At 74.9% G+C, this 17465-nt stretch carries 14 protein-coding genes and 1 tRNA gene; 7 read left to right on the forward strand and 8 right to left on the reverse strand.

All coding sequences use genetic code 11. The features are described from left to right. Positions 1-34: 34 nt before the first annotated feature. Positions 35-1342, forward strand: a complete 1308-nt coding sequence (locus ACVMYR_RS00160) for a cytochrome P450 (protein ID WP_457120809.1) — start codon at positions 35-37, stop codon at positions 1340-1342. A gap of 11 nt (positions 1343-1353) precedes the next feature. Further along, positions 1354-2718: a glycosyltransferase gene (locus tag ACVMYR_RS00165; protein WP_457120810.1), complete on the forward strand. Its 1365-nt coding sequence runs from the start codon at positions 1354-1356 to the stop codon at positions 2716-2718. Here the strand turns inward: ACVMYR_RS00165 and ACVMYR_RS00170 are convergent. Continuing rightward, positions 2695-5652: an AfsR/SARP family transcriptional regulator gene (locus ACVMYR_RS00170; RefSeq protein ID WP_457120811.1), complete on the reverse strand. Its 2958-nt coding sequence runs from the start codon at positions 5650-5652 to the stop codon at positions 2695-2697. The two genes, ACVMYR_RS00165 and ACVMYR_RS00170, sit on opposite strands and share 24 nt — an antisense overlap. Positions 5653-5838: 186 nt before the next feature. On the opposite strand from ACVMYR_RS00170, the gene ACVMYR_RS00175 reads away from it, so the two are divergent. The 4 genes from ACVMYR_RS00175 to ACVMYR_RS00190 all read left to right on the forward strand — a co-directional run bounded on the left by ACVMYR_RS00175 (position 5839) and on the right by ACVMYR_RS00190 (position 9434). Then, a complete protein-coding gene (locus ACVMYR_RS00175) occupies positions 5839-6693 on the forward strand; it encodes a hypothetical protein (RefSeq protein ID WP_228986392.1) in 855 nt (284 codons plus the stop codon). Between the two features lie 178 nt (positions 6694-6871). Further along, a complete protein-coding gene (locus ACVMYR_RS00180; protein WP_077936029.1) occupies positions 6872-7630 on the forward strand; it encodes a class I SAM-dependent methyltransferase in 759 nt (252 codons plus the stop codon). 5 nt (positions 7631-7635) lie between these two features. Then, a complete protein-coding gene (locus ACVMYR_RS00185; protein WP_457120812.1) occupies positions 7636-8541 on the forward strand; it encodes a hypothetical protein in 906 nt (301 codons plus the stop codon). Between the two features lie 353 nt (positions 8542-8894). Then, entirely contained in the window at positions 8895-9434 is a 540-nt protein-coding gene (locus ACVMYR_RS00190; protein WP_457120813.1) for a hypothetical protein, read from the forward strand. Here ACVMYR_RS00190 and ACVMYR_RS00195 read toward each other — a convergent pair. Further along, positions 9412-11394: a BTAD domain-containing putative transcriptional regulator gene (locus ACVMYR_RS00195; protein WP_457120814.1), complete on the reverse strand. Its 1983-nt coding sequence runs from the start codon at positions 11392-11394 to the stop codon at positions 9412-9414. The two genes, ACVMYR_RS00190 and ACVMYR_RS00195, sit on opposite strands and share 23 nt — an antisense overlap. An 84-nt stretch (positions 11395-11478) precedes the next feature. On the opposite strand from ACVMYR_RS00195, the gene ACVMYR_RS00200 reads away from it, so the two are divergent. Continuing rightward, positions 11479-12342, forward strand: coding sequence for an alpha/beta hydrolase (locus ACVMYR_RS00200; protein WP_457120815.1), 864 nt, complete (start codon positions 11479-11481; stop codon positions 12340-12342). Between the two features lie 111 nt (positions 12343-12453). Here ACVMYR_RS00200 and ACVMYR_RS00205 read toward each other — a convergent pair whose 3' ends face one another. The 6 genes from ACVMYR_RS00205 to ACVMYR_RS00230 form a co-directional block, all read right to left on the reverse strand. After that, entirely contained in the window at positions 12454-12912 is a 459-nt protein-coding gene (locus ACVMYR_RS00205; protein ID WP_141722281.1) for a hypothetical protein, read from the reverse strand. A gap of 229 nt (positions 12913-13141) precedes the next feature. Beyond that, positions 13142-13215 (reverse strand) — tRNA-Ala (locus ACVMYR_RS00210). Positions 13216-13468: 253 nt separating this feature from the next. Further along, the gene (gene sepX, locus ACVMYR_RS00215; protein WP_457120816.1) at positions 13469-14266 is read right to left on the reverse strand and encodes a divisome protein SepX/GlpR; all 798 of its coding nucleotides are present in this window, start codon (positions 14264-14266) and stop codon (positions 13469-13471) included. Positions 14267-14445: 179 nt separating this feature from the next. Continuing rightward, on the reverse strand, positions 14446-15087 hold the full coding sequence (locus tag ACVMYR_RS00220; RefSeq protein WP_457121270.1) for a GNAT family N-acetyltransferase: 642 nt from the start codon (positions 15085-15087) through the stop codon (positions 14446-14448). A gap of 61 nt (positions 15088-15148) precedes the next feature. After that, positions 15149-16462, reverse strand: a complete 1314-nt coding sequence (locus tag ACVMYR_RS00225; RefSeq protein WP_043961769.1) for a molybdopterin molybdotransferase MoeA — start codon at positions 16460-16462, stop codon at positions 15149-15151. Beyond that, the gene (locus tag ACVMYR_RS00230) at positions 16459-17460 is read right to left on the reverse strand and encodes a UTP--glucose-1-phosphate uridylyltransferase (RefSeq protein ID WP_353899517.1); all 1002 of its coding nucleotides are present in this window, start codon (positions 17458-17460) and stop codon (positions 16459-16461) included. Before ACVMYR_RS00230 ends, ACVMYR_RS00225 begins: the two co-directional genes overlap by 4 nt. Positions 17461-17465: the final 5 nt, after the last annotated feature.

Raw genomic sequence — 17465 nt, forward strand, 5'->3', positions numbered from 1 at the left:
GGGCGTCCGACATGGCTGATGGCGGGAGGTTCGGGTGGAGCTGACCAGACCGGGGACCCTCGTGCGCTGGGTCGACCGGCACGGCCTGGCCCGGCTCGGCATCGGCCTCGCCGCCCGCCGGGGCGACGCGCAGGCCCGGCTCTTCTTCGACCCGGCGATCCGCGACGACCCGTACCCGTTCTACCGGGAGGTCCGCGAGGCCGGCGCGCTGGTCCGGGGCCGGCTCATGTGGAGCACCACCCGGCACGACGCGGTCGTCGCGGTGCTGCGCGGCGAGGCATTCAGCAGCGACCCCGGCTCGCTGCCGGCACCCGGCCCGCTCGCGGTGCTGCGCCGCCTCGGCCGCAGCGGGCGGCCCATCGGCCCGGCTGACCCGCCCTCGATGCTGGTCGTCGACCCGCCGGCGCACACCCGCTACCGCCGCCTGGTCGCCAAGGTCTTCACCCCCCGGGCCATCGAGGGGCTACGGCCCCGGATCGAGCGGCACGCCTCGGCCCTGCTGGACGACCTCTCCCCGGACGCGGCCGGCACCGTGGAGGTGATCGGGCGCTACGCGAGCCTGCTGCCGCTCACCGTGATCGCGGAGATCCTCGGCGTGCCGCAGCACCTGCGGCAGCGGTTCCTGGCCTGGGGTGAGGCCGCCACCCCGACGCTCGACCTCGGGCTGACGCTGCGGGAATACCGTGCCGCCGAGGCCGCCATCGGGCAGCTCAACGGGTGGCTGCGCGGGCACTTCGCCCGGCTGCGGGCCGACCCGGGCGACGACCTGCTCAGCCGCCTCGTGCACCTCGACAGCGACGGCGAGCGGCTCACCGAGGAGGAGCTGCTGGCCCTCGCTGGCCTGCTGCTGGTGGCCGGGTTCGAGACCACGGTCAACCTGCTCGGCACCGGCATCCACCTGCTCATCCGCCACCCCGACCAGCTCGCTTCGCTGCGCGGGCGGCCCGACGGGTGGGCCAACGCGGTGGAGGAGATCCTGCGGTACGACTCGCCCGCCCAGACGACCGCCCGCTACTGCCTCGCCGACACGGAGGTGGTCGGCGTACGGGTGCGCGCCGGGGAGGTCGTGGTGCCGATGATGGGCGGCGCGAACCGGGACCCCGCCGTCTTCGCCGACCCGGACCGCTTCGACGTCACCCGCGCCAACGCCCGCGACCACCTCTCGTTCTCCAGCGGCGTGCACTACTGCCTCGGCGCGGCGCTCGCCCGGCTGGAGGGCCAGGTCGGGCTGGCCGCGTTCTTCGAGCGCTACCCCGACGCGGCGCTGGCCGGGGTGCCGCGCCGCCGCCCGACCCGGGTGCTGCGCGGGTACGACCAGTTGCCGGTACGGCTCCGGCCGTAGGAGGGACACCCATGCGCTCCGTCCTCTTCGCCAGCCCCGCGCACCCGGGGCAGCTCAACCCCCTGCTCGCCATCGCCGGGGAGCTGTCCCGGCGCGGCGAGCCCGGCCTGTGGTTCGCCGCCGAGGAGGAGGCGCGGGACCGGGTGGCGGCCCACGCCACCGGCAGCCCGCTGCGCTTCCGTTCCACCGGCGACACCGTGCTCCGCGTCGACGACGAGCTGTACGCCGCGATGACCCGGGGGCCGATGACCACCGCCGGCCTGGTCGCCCTCGCCCGGCAGATCCGGATCCCCGAGGTGGCCGACCGGGTCCGGGCGCGGACCCTCGAACAGATCGACGAGATCCGGCCCTCGCTGATGGTGATAGACATGCTGAACCTGGGCGCGCTCGACGCGGCGCTGGCGCGGGGCGTGCCGTACGTGCTGAGCCTGGCGTTCCCGCCCAGCAACGTCTACCTGAGCCGGCTGCCGTGGGACTATCCGACGCCCACCTCGGGGCTGCCCCGCCGGCTGGGCCCCCGGCAGCGGTGGACCAACCTGACCTTCCGCGCCCGCCTGCGGCTGTCGCTGCTGCGCGCGCTCGCCGGGCAGGCCCGGCACCGCCGCGCCCAGCGGATCGACAACGCCTTCGGCGACCCCGAGAAATACAGTGCCGCCGCGACGGCCGTCTTCGGCTACACGGTGTTCGGGCTGGAATACCCCTTCCCCGCGCCGGAGCACCTGCACCTGCTCGGTCCGATGGTGCCGCCGCGCGAACCCGCGCCCCGCCCGACCGCGACCGCGCCGGGCGGACCGGCAGCGGGCGGGCTCGCGCCCGGCGCGGAGCTGATCGGCTGGCTCGACCGGCAGACCTCGGTCGTCTACGCCTGCCTGGGCACCCTGGCCCGGCTCACCGGCCCGCAGGTGCGGGCGTTCGCCGAGGCGCTGGCCGCGATCGGGCCCGAGCACCAGGTGCTGTGGAAGCTGCCCGCCGCGCAGCGGCACCTGCTGCCCGGCCCGCTGCCGCCCCACGTGCGGGTCGAGGAGTGGATCCCGTCCCAGCTCGACGTGCTGGCCCACCCGAACGTCCGGGCGTTCGTCTGCCACGGCGGGGCCAACGGCTTCCACGAGGGCGTCCACTTCGGGCAGCCGATGCTGATGACCCCGTTCTGGCTGGACTGCTACGACATCGCGGCCCGCGCCGTCGACGCCGGCGTCGGCCTGGCGCTCGACCGTCCACCGCACGTCGACGCGGACGAGGTGGCCGCGAAGCTGCGCCGGCTGCTCACCGAGGAGAGCTTCCGGGAACGCAGCCGGCACTGGGGCGAGCAGTGCCGCCGGGCCGGCGGGGTGGGGCGGGCCGCCGACCTGGTGCTAAAGCTCGCCGCCAGCCACTGACGCCGCCGAGGCACCCGCCGCGCTGGCCACCGACGCCGCCGGGGCACCCGCCGGCGCTGCGGCGGCCGGGGAGCCGGCGGCCGGGGCGGCGAGCTTGGCCCGGGGCCGGTCGGCGTCCGGATGGCGCAGCTCGTCGAAGATCGCCAACGCCTCCCGCCACGCCCGGCGCGCGGCGTCCAGGTCACCGGCGGCCCGCAGGCTGTCACCCAGGTTGTCCAGCACCTCCGCCTCGTCGTACCGGTCGCCGAGTTCCCGGTGCAGCGCCAGCGCCCGCCGGTAGCAGTCCGCGGCCCGGTCGTGGTCGCCGAGGCCGTGCCGGACGTAGCCGAGGCTGTCCCAGGTCAACGCCGCGCCGTGCCGGTCGCCGTTCTCCTCGTGCAGGCGCAGGGCCGCCCGGCAGCAGCGCAGCGCCGGCACCGGCTCGCCCAGCCTGGCGTGCATCCAACCCAGGTTGTTGAGCGCCTTGGCCTGCCCGACCCGGTAGTCGGCGGCCCGGTACAGGTCGAGGGCCAGTCGGGTCTCGGCCAGGGCGGCCCGCAGCCGGCCCTGCCGCGCCAGCACCCAGCTCACCCCGAGGTGCGTGTGCGCCCGGCCGGTGTCGTCGCCCAACTCCCGGTAGAGCTCCAGGTCGCGGCGGTAGTGCCGGTGCGCCGCCTCGTGGTCGCCCGACCAGGTGCAGGCGATGGCCAGGCCCCGGTGCGCCAGGGCCTGCCCGGCCAGGTCACCCCGGCGCAGCGCCGCCGCCAGGGCGGTCCGCTGCGCGGCGGCCAGCTCGGGCCAGTGCCCGCTGCGGTCGAGGTACGTGGTGAGGGCCGCCGCCAGCGTCCACGCGTGCCGGTCCAGGCCGGTGGCCGCCGTCTGCTCCACGCAGGCCAGCAGGACGTGGTGCTCGGCGGCGAACCACCCGGTCGCCCAGGCGTGGTCCGGCCGGTCGCCCACCGTCACCCCCTGCTGCGGCGGCGGCAGCGCGGCGGGCCGGGCCAGCCGGTACGGATCGAGCAGGTGGTCCGCCGCGTGCGAGGCGTGCAGGTAGTGGTCGAACAGGCGACGCCGGGCGGCCTCCCGCTCCGCCTCGGGGTCGAGCCCGTGGCACAGCTCCGACGCGTACGCGCGGAGCAGGTCGTGCATCGCGTACCGGCCGGGGGTGCGCTCGGTGAGCAGGTGCACCCGGGTCAGCCCGGCCAGCAGCGGGCCGACCCGGGACGGCGGCAGGCCGGTCAGGCTCGCCACCGCCGGCCGCGCGGCGTCGGGACCCGGGTGCAGCCCGAGCAGCCGGAACAGCCGGGCCGAGTCGGCGTCCAACGCCCGGTACGACCAGGAGAAGACCGCCCGTACGTCGGTCGCGGGGTCGCCGGTGGCCAGCGCGGTCAGCCGGTCCGGGTCGGTGTCCCGCAGCTCGGCGGCGAGGGCCGCCAGCGGCGCGGCGGGCTGCCCGACGGCCCGCGCCGCCACGATGGCCAGCGCCAGCGGCAGGCCGGCGCAGCGACGGACGATCTCGTCCCGCGCCGCCGGCTCGCGGTCGGCGCGGCCCCGGCCGAGCCGGCGGCCCAGCAGTTCCCGCGCCTCGGCCGGCGGGAGCAGGTCCAGCGCCACCGGGTGGGCCCCGTCGGTGACCATCAGGCCGGTGAGCCGGTTGCGGCTGGTCACCACGACGAGGCTGCCCGGCGAGCCCGGCAGCAGGGGGCGCACCTGCTCGTCGTCGCGGGCGTTGTCGAGCAGCACCAGGACCCGCCGGTCGGCGAGCAGGGTCCGGAACAGGGCGGCCTGCCCGGGCAGGTCGGTGGGCACCCGCTGGGGCGGCACGTGCAGCGCCTCCAGGAAGCCGCGCAGCGCCTCGCCCGGCGGCACCGCCCGGCCGTCGAGGTCGAACCCGCGCAGGTTGACGTAGAGCTGCCCGTCGGGGAAGCGGTGCGCGATCCGGCGCGCCCAGTGCACCGCCAGGGTGGTCTTGCCGACCCCGGCGGTGCCGGCGATCGCGGAGATCACCACCGCCCGGCCCGCGCCGCCGCCCGGGTCGGCGTCGGCCGCGTCGGCCGGCAACAGGGCGTCCAGCTGCCGCAGCGCCGCCGCCCGCCCGGTGAACCAGGCGGGCTGGCCGGGCAGTTGCGTCGGGGGCGGCCCGGCGGCGGGTGGCGTGGGCTCCGGGGGCGCGGTCCCGGCGGGCGGCGGCGGTTCCGGGGGTACGGGCCCGGGCGGCCACTGTCCCCGCAGGACCCGAAGGTGGGCCCCGCTCAGCTCGGGGCCGGGCTCCACGCCCAGCTCGTCGACGAGGCGACGCCGGGTCTCGGCGTAGACCCGCAGCGCGGCGGCCCGCTGGCCGCAGCCGGCCAGGGCGAGCAGATACCCGGCCACCAGCGGTTCCCGCAGCGGATGCTCGGCCACCAGGGGGCGCAGGGCGCGCGCGGTCGCGGCGAACCGGCCGAGGCCGAGTTCCACGGTGGCCAGCCGCTCGCAGGCGAGCAGCCGCTGCTCGTCCAGGCCGGCGGCGGCGGTGTCGACGAAGGCCCCGGCCGCGCCGGCCAGCGCCGGCCCGCGCCACAGCGCCAGGCCCGCACGCAGCAGCCGCGCCGCCTCCGCCGGCCGCCCGGCCGCCTCCTCGGCCCGGGCCCGCTCGACCGCCTCCGCGAACTCGGTCAGGTCCAGCTCCGTCCCGCGCACGGTGAGTCGGTAGCCCCCGCCCTGGGTGACCAGGAGGTCGCCCGCGCCCGCGTCCCGCAGGGCCGACCGGATCCGGGATACGCAGACCTGCACCTGGTTCCGGGCGCTGGCCGGCGGGTCGTCGGCCCAGAGCGCCGCCACGAGCTGCCCGGCGGGGACCAGGCGGTCGGCGTTGAGGAGCAGCAGCGCGAGCACGGCGCGTTGCTGGGGGCGGTCGATGGGAAGGACCCGCCCCCCGGCGGTCACCTGGACGGGGCCGAGGAGGGACCACCGCATGGCTTTCCTCGTCAGTCGTGATCGGACGACCACAGTCTATGGACGGCGGGGGCGGCGCGGCCGGCGACAAGCGGTCGGATAGCGGACGACAAGCGGCCCCGCCCAGGCTCTCCCCATCCGCCGGCCCACGGGTGCGGCGAGAGACGGGCCGGCACGACGTCGGCCACGGTGGACAGGGAGAGCGACATGCGAGTTACCAGGGGACAGGGCGCGCTGACGGTCGTCGCGTCGACGGCGGTCGTGATCGCCGCCATGGGCTGGGCGGCGCCGGCCTCGGCGACGCCGGCCGGGCTGGAGACGGTCACCCAGTCGGCGGCCGAGAGCAGCGTGGACAAGTCGGCGCTCGCGTCCTGCCCGGTCGGCAAGGTGGTCACCGGGGGCGGCGGCTTCCTCCCCGCCGGCTCGTCGGCCGCCGGTCGGGTCGGGCTGGACCGGCTGGAGCCGCTGGCGAACGGCACCGGCTTCATCGCGACGATGCGGGAGGTCGGGCCGGTCAACTTCGCCGGCGACTGGGGGCTCCAGGCCCTCGCCCAGTGCGCCACCGCGCCGGCCGGCTACCAGGTCGTGGCCACGACCGGGGCGGCCGGGACGGAGTACGTGACGGCGAGCTGCGGGACGAAGAAGGTCATCGGGATGGGCGGGCGGGTCAACAGCGGCCTGGGCGACGTCGTGCTCGACCAGGTGGTGCCGTCGTTCGACCTGACCTCGGTGACCGTCCGGGCGGTCGCCGTGCAGGGCACCTCGCCGGCCGGCTGGAGCGCCACCGCGATCGCGGTCTGCGCCACCGCGCCCGCCGGGCTGGAGCGGATCGTGGTGACGGGGACGGGCGCGAGCGACCCGTCCGACAGCACCTTCAAGTCGTGCCCGGCCGGCAAGGGGCTCTACAGCGCGGGCGCGGACATCAACGCCGGCAACGGTCAGGTGCTGCTCAGCGCCGTCAACATCACCGGGGGCACCACCGTACGGGTGGGGGCGCACGAGGACGCCGACGGCTTCGCCGGCTCGTGGAGCCTCAACGCGTACGGCATCTGCGCCAGCTGACCCGGCGGGCCGGGGCCACCGGGCCTGGTGGCCCCGGCGGTTCCGGCCCGCCGCTCGTGGTCCTGTCGGGCACCGCTCAGTATCGTTCCGATGTATCGTCTCGATACATCGGACACAGGTCTGACTGGCGGGTCGGGCTCGCCGGGACGGCCTGCCGGCACTGGCGAGGGAGCGGCGCATGAGACGGGTCGACTACGACCGGGAGCAGCACCAGCACTACGCGCGCGGCCGGGCGCTCACCGAGCCGCAGTTGGGGGCGTGGCTGAGCGCGTTCGCCGCCGCGCTGCCGCAGCGGCGGCCACTGGTGGGGCTGGACGTCGGGTCGGGCACCGGCCGGTTCACCCCCGCGCTGGCGCGCGCGTTCGGGCCGGTCACCGGCGTCGAACCCTCGGTACGCATGCGCGAGGTGGCCCAGGCGCAGCCCCCGCACCCCGACGTGCGCTACCTGGCGGGCTCCGCCGAGGACCTGCCCGTGCCGGACGGCAGCGCCGACTACGCGCTCATGTTCCTGTCCTGGCACCACGTCCAGGACAAGCCCCGTGCGGTCCGGGAGCTGGCCCGGGTGCTCAGGCCGGCCGGGCGGCTGCTGCTGCGCGGCAACTTCAGCGACCACCACCCCGAGCCCTGGTGGCTCGACCACTTCCCGCGCGGCCTCGAAGCGGACCTCGCGCAGTTCCAGCCGCTGCACGAGGTCATCGAGATGTTCACGGCGGCCGGCTGGCGGGTCACCGGCTTCGGCACGGTCACCCAACCGTCCGAGGGCACCCGGGCCGACGTGCTCGACCGGCTGCGCCTGCGCGCGCTCTCGTTCTTCTCCCAGCTCGACCCCGACGAGGTGGAGGCCGGCCTGCGCAGCATCGAGGAGGCCGTGGCCGCCGACCCCGACGCGCCGTCGCCGCCGCTGTCCGAGCCGCTGCTCACGCTCGAACGACGCTGACGGGCGTGGCCGGGTCCACCGACCCGCTGGCCGGGCTCGACCGGATCCCGTGGGGGTCGCTGCACCACGCGTACGGGCCGGCCGCCGACGTACCGGGCCAGTTGCGGGCACTGCGGTCGGCGGACGCGCCGACCCGGAGCCTCGCGCGGTCCGAGTTGTCCGGCACCGTCCACCACCAGGGCACGCGGTGGGAGGCGAGCCGCCATGTGGTGCCGTTCCTGGCGGCGCTCGCCGACGACCCCACCACCGGCGACCGGGCGGAGGTGGTCGGCCTGCTCCGCGCGGTGGTGCTCGGCGACCGGCGCGACGACGCGTTGCCATTCGACCCGCGCCGGGCCTTTGCCGCCGCCGACGGCATCACCGACGACCAGGCGACGCTGGTGGCCCGCCACCTGGCGGCCGGGGACCTGTGCGAACACGACGAGATCGCGGGCCTGGCCGGCGACGCGGCGGTCCGCTGGGCGGCCGACGCCTTCCACGCCGGGGCAAGGCACACCGACCGGTACGTCCGCTGGCTCGCCGAGCCGGACCCGCAGCTCGCCGGGCACGCCGCCGAGCTGCTCGCCTGGTTCGCGCCCGACGAGGCGGCCCTGGCCGGGCTCGTCGCGGTTTCCGCCGACGAGGCCCACGCCGCCGCCCGGGCCAGCGCCAACCTCACCCTCGGCCACTGTCCGGTCGACTCGGCGGGGACCGACGCCCGCCTGAGCGGGCTGCTCTCGGCGAACACCGCGGTCGTCCGGGTCACCGCCGCGGTCGCACTGGCCCGTCGGCTCGGCGACCGGCTGCCCGACCGGGCCCTCGACGTCCTCGTCGAGGCCCGCAGCGCGGGCTTCGACGCCGAGGTGCCCGGCTGGGACCGGTCGGTACGCGGGTTCATGGCGCTCGCCCTGCACCGGCTCGGCCTCGGCTGACGCGGGCCAGCCAACGGGAATTGCGATTCCCGCAATACCGTTTTTCCCATGCGCCGCAAACGCGATCCGAAACAATTAATCGATTAACTCGGACAGAATTGCGACACTCGAATCGGCGGGCGCGCCACAATCTTGCGTGACAGTCGGGCCACTGCGAGACTCTGACCAGGCGGGTTCGACACGCGGCAGATTAGCCAAATACTCATTATATTCCTTTTCCCCGCGCACGCCCGCAAATATGCGTGCATCACTTCGGTGCCACGGAATAGAGCAACCGATCTGCCGCATTCGTCGAAACCGGCCGACTCCAGCACCTCCCCGACCCGCTCGATTACGACACAGAAGGACGCGTAATGACGAAAGTACGTCCAAGCTGGGCCCTCCGGGCCTGCGCCGCACTGTCCACCGTCGCTCTGTCGGCCGCACTGCTCGCGGTGGCCGGGCCGAGCCAGGCCGCAGGCAGCGCGGCGAAGAACCAGGGCTCCCCCCTTTCCGCCGGCACCGCGACCTATTCCGCGCAGGCCACGACCGCTCGCGGTCCGCTCGTCGCGACGGCCAAGGTGGGCGCGCTGGACATCACCTGCACGCTGACCCCGTCCAAGCCCTTCGTCTACTACGGCGGCCCGTACGGCGGTGGCGAGGAGGGCATCGCGACCGTGCGGTGCACCCAGCCCGTGTACGCGATCCAGGTCGAGGTCGCCCTGTTCCGCTACAGCAGCCAGGTCACCTACAACACCCACACGAGCTACAGCACCACCACCGCGAGCGCCGACACCGAATACCCCCGGATGTCCGGCGAATACCGCACCGGCGCGGACGCCTACATCACCTGGACCTACGGCGGTCCCACCAGCTTCATCCCGCTCACCTTCAGCGAGATCGCCTACCTCTGACGGGTAAGCCGGGTCGCAGCGCCGCGTCCAGCGCCGCCAACTGATCCGCGACGGGGCCGACCGTCAGTGCCCCGCTCGACGCGCCGGCCCATTCGGCCGCTGCCGGGGCGAGCGCCCGCCTGGCCCGTACCATGGCGGCCCGGTCGGCTGCGGCGATCGCGGCCCGCCCGAACAGGCACCACAGTGCCTCGGCGAGCAGGTCCGCAGGTGGGTCCGGCACGTCGGCGAGCGCGGTTCGACCCGGTTCGAGCAGGGGACGCACCCACGGCTCGTAAGGCCCCCACTGGTCGTCCGCGGAGTCGAGCGGCAGGCCACGGCGCAGGCGCAGGCCGAGCAGGGCCAGGGGCAGCAGGCCGTCGCGCATGCCGGGCATTCCCGCCTCGTCCAGCCGGGCCGCCGCACCACGGTACAGCGCCTCGGCCCGCGCGACCGACGCCCGCTCGGCGACGTCGGCGCGCAGTGCCCGATACCACTGGGTGAACACACCGACCAGGGGACGCTCGTGCCGACCGGCCAGGTCGTCGGCGGCCTCCGCGTGCCGGTCGGCCCGGTCGAACGCGGCCGTCGCGCAACTGGACTGCAGCCGAATCAGGTGGCCGAGGACCTCCGCGGAGGCCAGGCCGTGCCGGTGCGCCAGGCGCACCAGCTCGGCGCCGATCCGGTCGCGATGCACGGAGCCACCGGTGTCGTGGCAGCTCTGCATGAACACGCCGTTCAACGCGAACGCGAGCAGCGCGGGGTCGTCCAACTCGCGGGCGATCGCTTCGGCCTCCTGGGCGTACTCGCGTGGCCGCAGGTCACGGGTGCCGCGCGACTCGATCGCGATGGTGGCCAACAGCCGGGCCCGGACCGGGTCGGGGCCGCCCGGGGGGAGGACCGCGAGGGCCCGTTCAGCGGCGGCGACGATGCCGGCGGCATGCGCGGGGTCGTCGGCGCGCGGCCAGTTGGCCGGCACGTCGTACGCGCCGATCACCCGCGCGGTCAACGTCGGGTCGCCGAGCTGCTCGGCGGCGGCGATCGTCGCCGCGCGCTGCTCCCGGGCCGCCACCAGGCCACCCGCTCCGGTCACCGCGAGGTTGCGCAGCAGGCCGACCGCCGACTCCAGCCGCACCCGGGCACCACCGGCGAGCACCCGGTCGTAGGCGGCGACGGCCCGCATCAACACCTCCCCGGCCGGATCGGGTCGGGCGGGCCCGGCCAGGCTCGGCTCCTGCCGCAGGATGTCGGTCTCCAGCTCGCGCAGGGCCGGGCCGGGCTCCACGCCCAGGTGGCCGGCGAGCAGCTCACGGGCCCGACGCAGGACGGCCAGGGCATCGCCCTGCCGACCCGACCGATACAGGGCCAGCGCCAACAGCCGCCACCCCTGCTCCCGCCACGGATGCGCGATGACATGCTCGTCGAGGTCGGGGACCGCCTCGGCGGCCCGCCCCAGGTCGAGCCGGGCCTGGGCCCGCCCTTCGACGGCCTGCAGGCGCAGTTCGGCGAGTCGGGAGCGGTCGGCCCGCGCCCAGGCGGCGTCCGGAAAGTCGGCGTACGCGGGACCGCGCCACCAGGCGAGCGCCTCGTCCAGCCGGACCAGCGCTGCGGCCGCGTCCATGGTGCCGGCGTCGGTGACGGCCCGCTCGAACCGCCACGCGTCCACCTGATCGGGCTCGCAGCGCAGTGCGTACCCGAGGCCCTGGGTGACCAGCAGCGTGGCCGGTGCCCGCGGCGGACGGTCCGGCTCGACCGCCCTGCGCAGCGCCGCGACGAAGGTCCGCACGGCGGACACCGCGCCGTCCGGAGGCGACACCCACAGATCATCGACGAGATCACTGACGGGTACGACCCGGCGACGGGCCACCAGCAGTCGGGCCAGTACCGCGCGGTGCATCGGGCCCTTCAACGCGACGGGACGCCCCTGTTCGTCCTCGGCGACCACCGGGCCGAGAACGCCGAACGTCACAGGCCCACGGCGCACGGAGCCACGCTATCCCGGCGCTCATCCGCTGCTCATCCGAACCTCGGACAGTGGTTGTCGACCCGCGAGCGAAAGGTGCGAATCATGAAGTTCGACTACGTACGCGTCCCCGTCGCCGACGGCGTGGAACTCAACACCGCCGTGGCCGGCTCGGGCAGCCCGATCGTCCTGCTGCACGGCTTCCCGCAGACCCACCTGATGTGGCGGCACGTCGCCGCCGACCTGGCCGTGGAGCACACCGTGATCTGTCCCGACCTGCGTGGGTACGGCGCCAGCGACAAGCCGGCCGAGGACGGGCCGGACACCTACTCCAAGCGGACCATGGGCGCCGACGTGGTGGCCGTCGCGAAGGCGCTGGGCCACGACCGGTTCGCCCTCGTCGGGCACGACCGGGGTGCGCTGGTCGCGATCCGTACCGGGCTCGACCACCCGGAGCACGTCACGCACCTGGCGTCGCTGGACGTGCTGCCGACGCTCGACATGTGGAACGTCATGCACGGAGTCAGCGCGCAGGTCGGCTTCCACCTCTATCTGATGGCCCAGCCGCCCGGCCTACCCGAGAAGATGATCGCCGGGGCCTCCGACGACTTCTTCGGCTACTTCCTCGATCTGTGGGCCAACGACCCGCAGGCCATCCCCGCCGACGTCCGCCGCGTCTACCTCGACGCCGCCCGCGCCGCCATCGGTTCGATCGTCGCCGACTACCGGGCCTCGGCCGGAATCGACATCGAACACGACCAGGCCGACCGCGACGCCGGTCGCACCCTGACCATGCCGGTCACCGTGCTGCAGCAGGACTGGGGGTCCATGCTCGGCTTCGACGCCGCCGGGCTGTGGAAGGCGTGGGCCCCGGACCTCCACCACGTCCCGGTCACGTGCGGCCACTTCATGGCCGAGGAGGCTCCCGGCCTGGTCGCCGGGGAGATCCGCGCGTTGCTGACCCGCTGAGCGAGCGCCGGCACCCGGGCCCCGGCTCCCGTCGACCACCCGGCTTCACCGGAGGGTCGTCGGGGAGCCGGGGGCCTCGGCTACGACCCACGGGCCGATCCGGGCCGCCACCTACGAGGTGTGGCCGTTGTCCCGGTACTCCGCCTCGCACTTCAGCGAAGGGCCGAGGTCGACGCAGACCTGCAGCCCGGCCTTCATGATGTCGCGGGAGGTGTTCAGCTCCTTGCCGTCGTACGGGCCCCAGGCGTCGCTGTCGCACGTGCCGTCGTCCTCGTGCCACGTGCCGTTTGCCCACGAGCCGTCCCGGAGCTGGGCGCGCGCCCGCGCGATGACGCGGTAGTTGTCACCGGGGCAGATGTCGTTGATGGTCCAGTTGTTGTACGTCACCGAACGTGCCGAGGTGAAGTTCAGGTCCGCCCGCGTCTCGCCGCCCTCGCCGCTGCCGCCGGACGGGTACGTCCACACCCGCGCGTAGACGGAACCGTCCTCGGCCATGGCGGGCATCGGGCTGGCGACCAGCAGCGCGGCCGAAGCCACCCCGACACCGAAGATCCTGACAGAAACGCGCATACCGGAGCCTCTCCTCACGCAACGATGCCCTTTTGCTCACGGACGGCGTTCATGTTTCCGGTCCGGAGCTGTGGCGTCCAGCCCACAGATCGAAACCGGTCAAGCCCCGGCCGCAGCCGGGGAAGGTTGCTCGACCGCAATACGCACCCTGGGCACCGCCGGAGGCGGACGTGATGCACAAAATCGAAAAAGGCCGTCTCCGAACTAAGGAGACGGCCTTTTTACTGGGTGGAGCTGAGGGGATTTGAACCCCTGACCCCCTCGATGCGAACGAGGTGCGCTACCGGTCTGCGCCACAGCCCCTCCGCCGGCGAACCGGCTTCGGTCCCACCTGGCTTGCACCAGGCGGGCCGGCGACAAGACTAACAGCACACCCGCCCGCCATGCGAATCCACCCCGCCGACCCGGCCGATGCCTGCTCACGGGCCCGGTCGACGCTCACCATGTCGGCGACATGGCGGGGTCCGAGGGGCCGGGATACCGCCGTGTCGCCGACATGGAGTCGATCAAGCGCGAGTCGATCAAGGCCGCGCCGACGTGGAGCCGATCAAGGCGGTCAGGCCGAGTGGGAGGTGCGGCCCGACTGGTACGGGCGGCCCCGCAGCCCGCCTGCCCGCCGGTACGACACCGAGCCGCCGCTGCTGGCTGCTGGCGGCAGGTCGGCGGGACGGTCCAGGCCCATCGCCGTGCGGCGTACCGCCTCGCGCTGGGCGGCCAGGCGGCGCTGGGCCTCCCGGCGGGCCGCTGCGCGGCGGGCCTGCTCCCGGCGCACCTCGGCCTGTCGGGCGGCCAGCCAGGCGGCCTCCCGGGCGTGGGCGCGTCGGCGGCGGCGCTCGGCGAGGGCCCGCTTGCGCAGGTGCACCACGTACGTCACCAGGAGGGTGGCCGTGACGGAGAAGCCGATCCAGAAGCCGGGGCCGACGACGGCCACCCCGATCAGTTCGACGACGTTGAGCAGCAGCAGGGCGGCGAGCACCCGCCGCCTGCGGTAGATCGCCGGGGTGTGCGGCCGGCGGCGGGGCGCGGCCCGTCGACGGGACTTCGCGGCCGGGGGCACGGCGCGCAACCGGCCCCGCCGCCGCGTCGGGGCGGGCGGGGCGGAGACGGGGGCGGAGAGACCGCCCGTACTCGCGTCTTCACTGAGGGTGACAACAAGGGAGCGGGAGGGGTTGACCGGCCGGCGCCCGGGGACAGTGCGTCGCCGCCGGCGGCGCTGGAGCACCCGCGCCGTCGACTGCGCCCGCTCCGCCACCAGCCGCTCGGTGGCGTCGTACCGGCGAACGAGCGCCGGCGCGAGGGCGAGCAGACCGGCGGCGGCGAGGACGGCGAGGAGCACCGAGGTCGGCACCCTCACCCCTCCCGTCACCAAGTTCGGGGCAACCGCCGTACGACCGCAGGATCTTCGACGGACCCCGTTCCGGGCGGTCGAACATGCGGTCGTGCAGCGCTTGCCGCAGCTTGCAGTTACTTGAGGTTACGGGCCGCCGACCACGTTGATTGTGCGCCGCGCCGATCAGGCGGGGGTGGGACGGTTCACCCCGCGGTGGCGCGCAGCCGGTGCCAGCGGGCCAGCAGGCCGCCCTCGGCGGCGACTTCCTCGCTGGTCATGGCGTATCCGATGTGGTCGCGCCACGCACCGTCGATATGCATGTAACGCACGTGGTACGACTCCTCGCGGAAGCCGAGCTTCTCCACCACCCGGCGGGACGGCTTGTTTTCCGGCCGGATGTTCACCTCGATCCGGTGCAGCCCGCCGGGGCCGAACGCGTGGTCCACGGCGAGCGCCAGCGCGGTGGGGATGACGCCCCGGCCGGCCACCCGGGAGTCCACCCAGTATCCGACGTACGCCGAGCAGAACGCCCGCCGGACGATGCTGCCGACGTTGAGGTGCCCGACCAGCCGCTCCCCGCCGTGCTCACGCAGGCAGACGGCGAACGGCATCCCCTCGCCGGTGCGCGCCGAGCGGCGCTGGTCCTTGTGGACCCAGCGGAACGCCGCCGGGGAGTTCAGCTCGTCCCAGTTGCCGGGCAGCACCGACTCCCACGGGGCCAGCCAGGCCCGGTTGGTGCGGCGCACCTCCGACCAGGCCGCCGCGTCCGAGCGTCGGTAGGGTCGCAGCAGCACCGGGCCGTCCGCGAGCACCACCGGCCACCCCGGCGACCGCCCCGACCACAGTCCACTCACCGGGCCGATCCTCCGCTCGCGACTGCGGGGCTCGCAAGCTCACTCCTCGCGCTCACCGGCGCCGGTCCAGCAGGAGGACGTCCACGGTGGAGCCGGCGGCGGCCGTGGTGACCCGCTCGCCGAGCACCATCAGCCCGTTGGCCTCGGCCAGGCCGGACAGGGTGAACTTCCCGCCCGGCAGCGGCTGGACGGTGTAGCCGCCGCCACGCCGCTCGGCGACGTGCGCGGGACGGAACTCGCGCAGCCCGCCGGGCGAGGTGATGGTCTCCAGCAGGTGCGCGCGCACGCTCGGCCGGAACACGGGCTCGGCCCCGGCCAACAGGTTGATGGCGGGCCGGGCCAGCACCTCGAAGCCGATCAGCGCCGCGCCGGGTTCACCAGGAAGACAGACCACCGGCACCTCCTCGGCGCCGACCGTACCGAACCCGAGAGCGGTGCCGGGATAGAGGGCCACCTCGGTGAAGGTGACCGGCCCGGCCCGGCCGCCCTCCCGGCGGGACAGAATGCGGCGCACCATGTCGCCCGGCCCGGTGCCGGTGCCGCCGGTGGTGATGATCAGGTCGGCCCGCAGGGTCTGGTCCTCCAGCAGCCCGCGCAGCCCTTCCGGGTCGTCGTCGCAGATCCCCACCCGGTACGCCAGCGCGCCCACCTCGGCGGCGGCGGCGGTCAGGGCGTGCGAGTTGGCGTCCACCACCTGGCCGGGCTGGCTGCCCCGGCCCACGTCGACCAGCTCGTCGCCGGTGGCCACGATGACCACCCGGGGGCTGGGCCGCACCACCACGTGCCCGATGCCGGTGGCGGCGAAGACGGCCACCAGGGCCGGGGAGACGTACGTGCCGGCGCGGGCGAGCAGCGTGCCGGCCGGCAGCTCCTCACCGGCGCGGCGCACCCCGTACCCCCGCTTGGGGGTGCGGAAGATCTCCACGGCGGCCATGCCCTGGTCGGTCCACTCCACCGGCACCACCACGTCGGCGGCGATCGGCAGCGGGGCGCCGGCGGCCACCGAGAAGCAGGCCCCCGGGGTGAGCCGCACCGGCCGCCAGCTCGCCGCGCCGAGGTCGCCGACCACGTTGAGCCGCACGGTGCGGGACCCGGACGGGCCGGAGCGGCCGGCGTATCCGCCCGCCGCCCGGCCCGCGCCGGAGAGGTCGTCCCAGCGCGCCGCGTACCCGTCGACGGCCGCCTGGTCGAAGGCCGGGTAGGAGTGCGGCGCGACGACGTCCTCGGCGAGGACGTTGCCGTACGCCTGGGTGAGGTCGAGGTCGAGCGGAGGCAGCGCGCGTAACCTGCGCAGCACGCTGCCCAGGTAGTCGGCGAGCGGCGTCAACTCGTTCGCGGCCGCCTCGGCGTCGGCCGTCGCGGTCATGTATTAGGACCGCCCGACGCCTCGCGCATGCCGTTGAGGATCGCCTCGGTGACGGTCTCGTCGCCGTTGTTGACGAACTCGGCGAGCCACTTGCGGAACTCCGCGCCGAGGTCCTCGCGCTCGCAGGCGAGCTGCACCACCGTCTGGAGGTAGCCCAGCGGCATCCCCGTGTCGTAGCGGGTGCCCCGGTAGACGATCGCGTGCACCGGGACGCCCTCGGTGCGCAGCAGCTCCATCGCGTCGGTGAGCTGGATCTCGCCGCCGCTGCCCGGCTCGGTGCGCCGGATCGCGTCGAAGATCCGCCCCGGCAGCACGTACCGGCCGAGGACGGCGAGGTTGCTGGGGGCCTCCTCCGGCTTGGGCTTCTCGACCATGCCGGTGACCTTCACGACCTCGCCGATGTCGGTCAGCTCCGGCTCGGCCGGCTCGACGGAGGCGATGCCGTACCGCTTGGTCTCGGCCGGGTCGACCTCGAAGAAGGCCAGCACGATGCCGCCGGTGCGGGCCTGCAGCTCCAGCATCGCCGGCAGCAGCGGCTCGGACGGCTTGACGAACTCGTCGCCGAGCAGCACCGCGAAGGGCTGGTCGCCGACGTGCGACTCGGCGTAGCCGACGGCGTGGCCGAGGCCGAGCTGCTCCGGCTGCCGGCACGTGTAGATCTCGGCCAGCTCGCTGGGGCGGCGCACCGCGGCCAGCCGCTCGGCGTCGCCCTTGGACTCCAGCCGGGCCTCCAGGTCGGGCCGGCGGTCGAAGTGGTCCACCATCGATGTCTTGCCGCGCCCGGTGATCAGCAGCACGTCGCCGATGCCCGCCTGGGTGGCCTCCTCGACGATGTACTGCAGGACCGGCCGGTCGACGACCGGCAGCAGCTCCTTGGGCACCGCCTTGGTGGCCGGCAGGAACCGGGTGGCCAGGCCGGCGGCCGGGATGACGGCCTTGACCGCGCGGGAACGACCGGTTGCGGTGGCCGCTGAGGGGTTCGCTGAGTGCTCCGACATGTCGC

This window comes from Micromonospora sp. PTRAS2 (assembly GCF_054052245.1).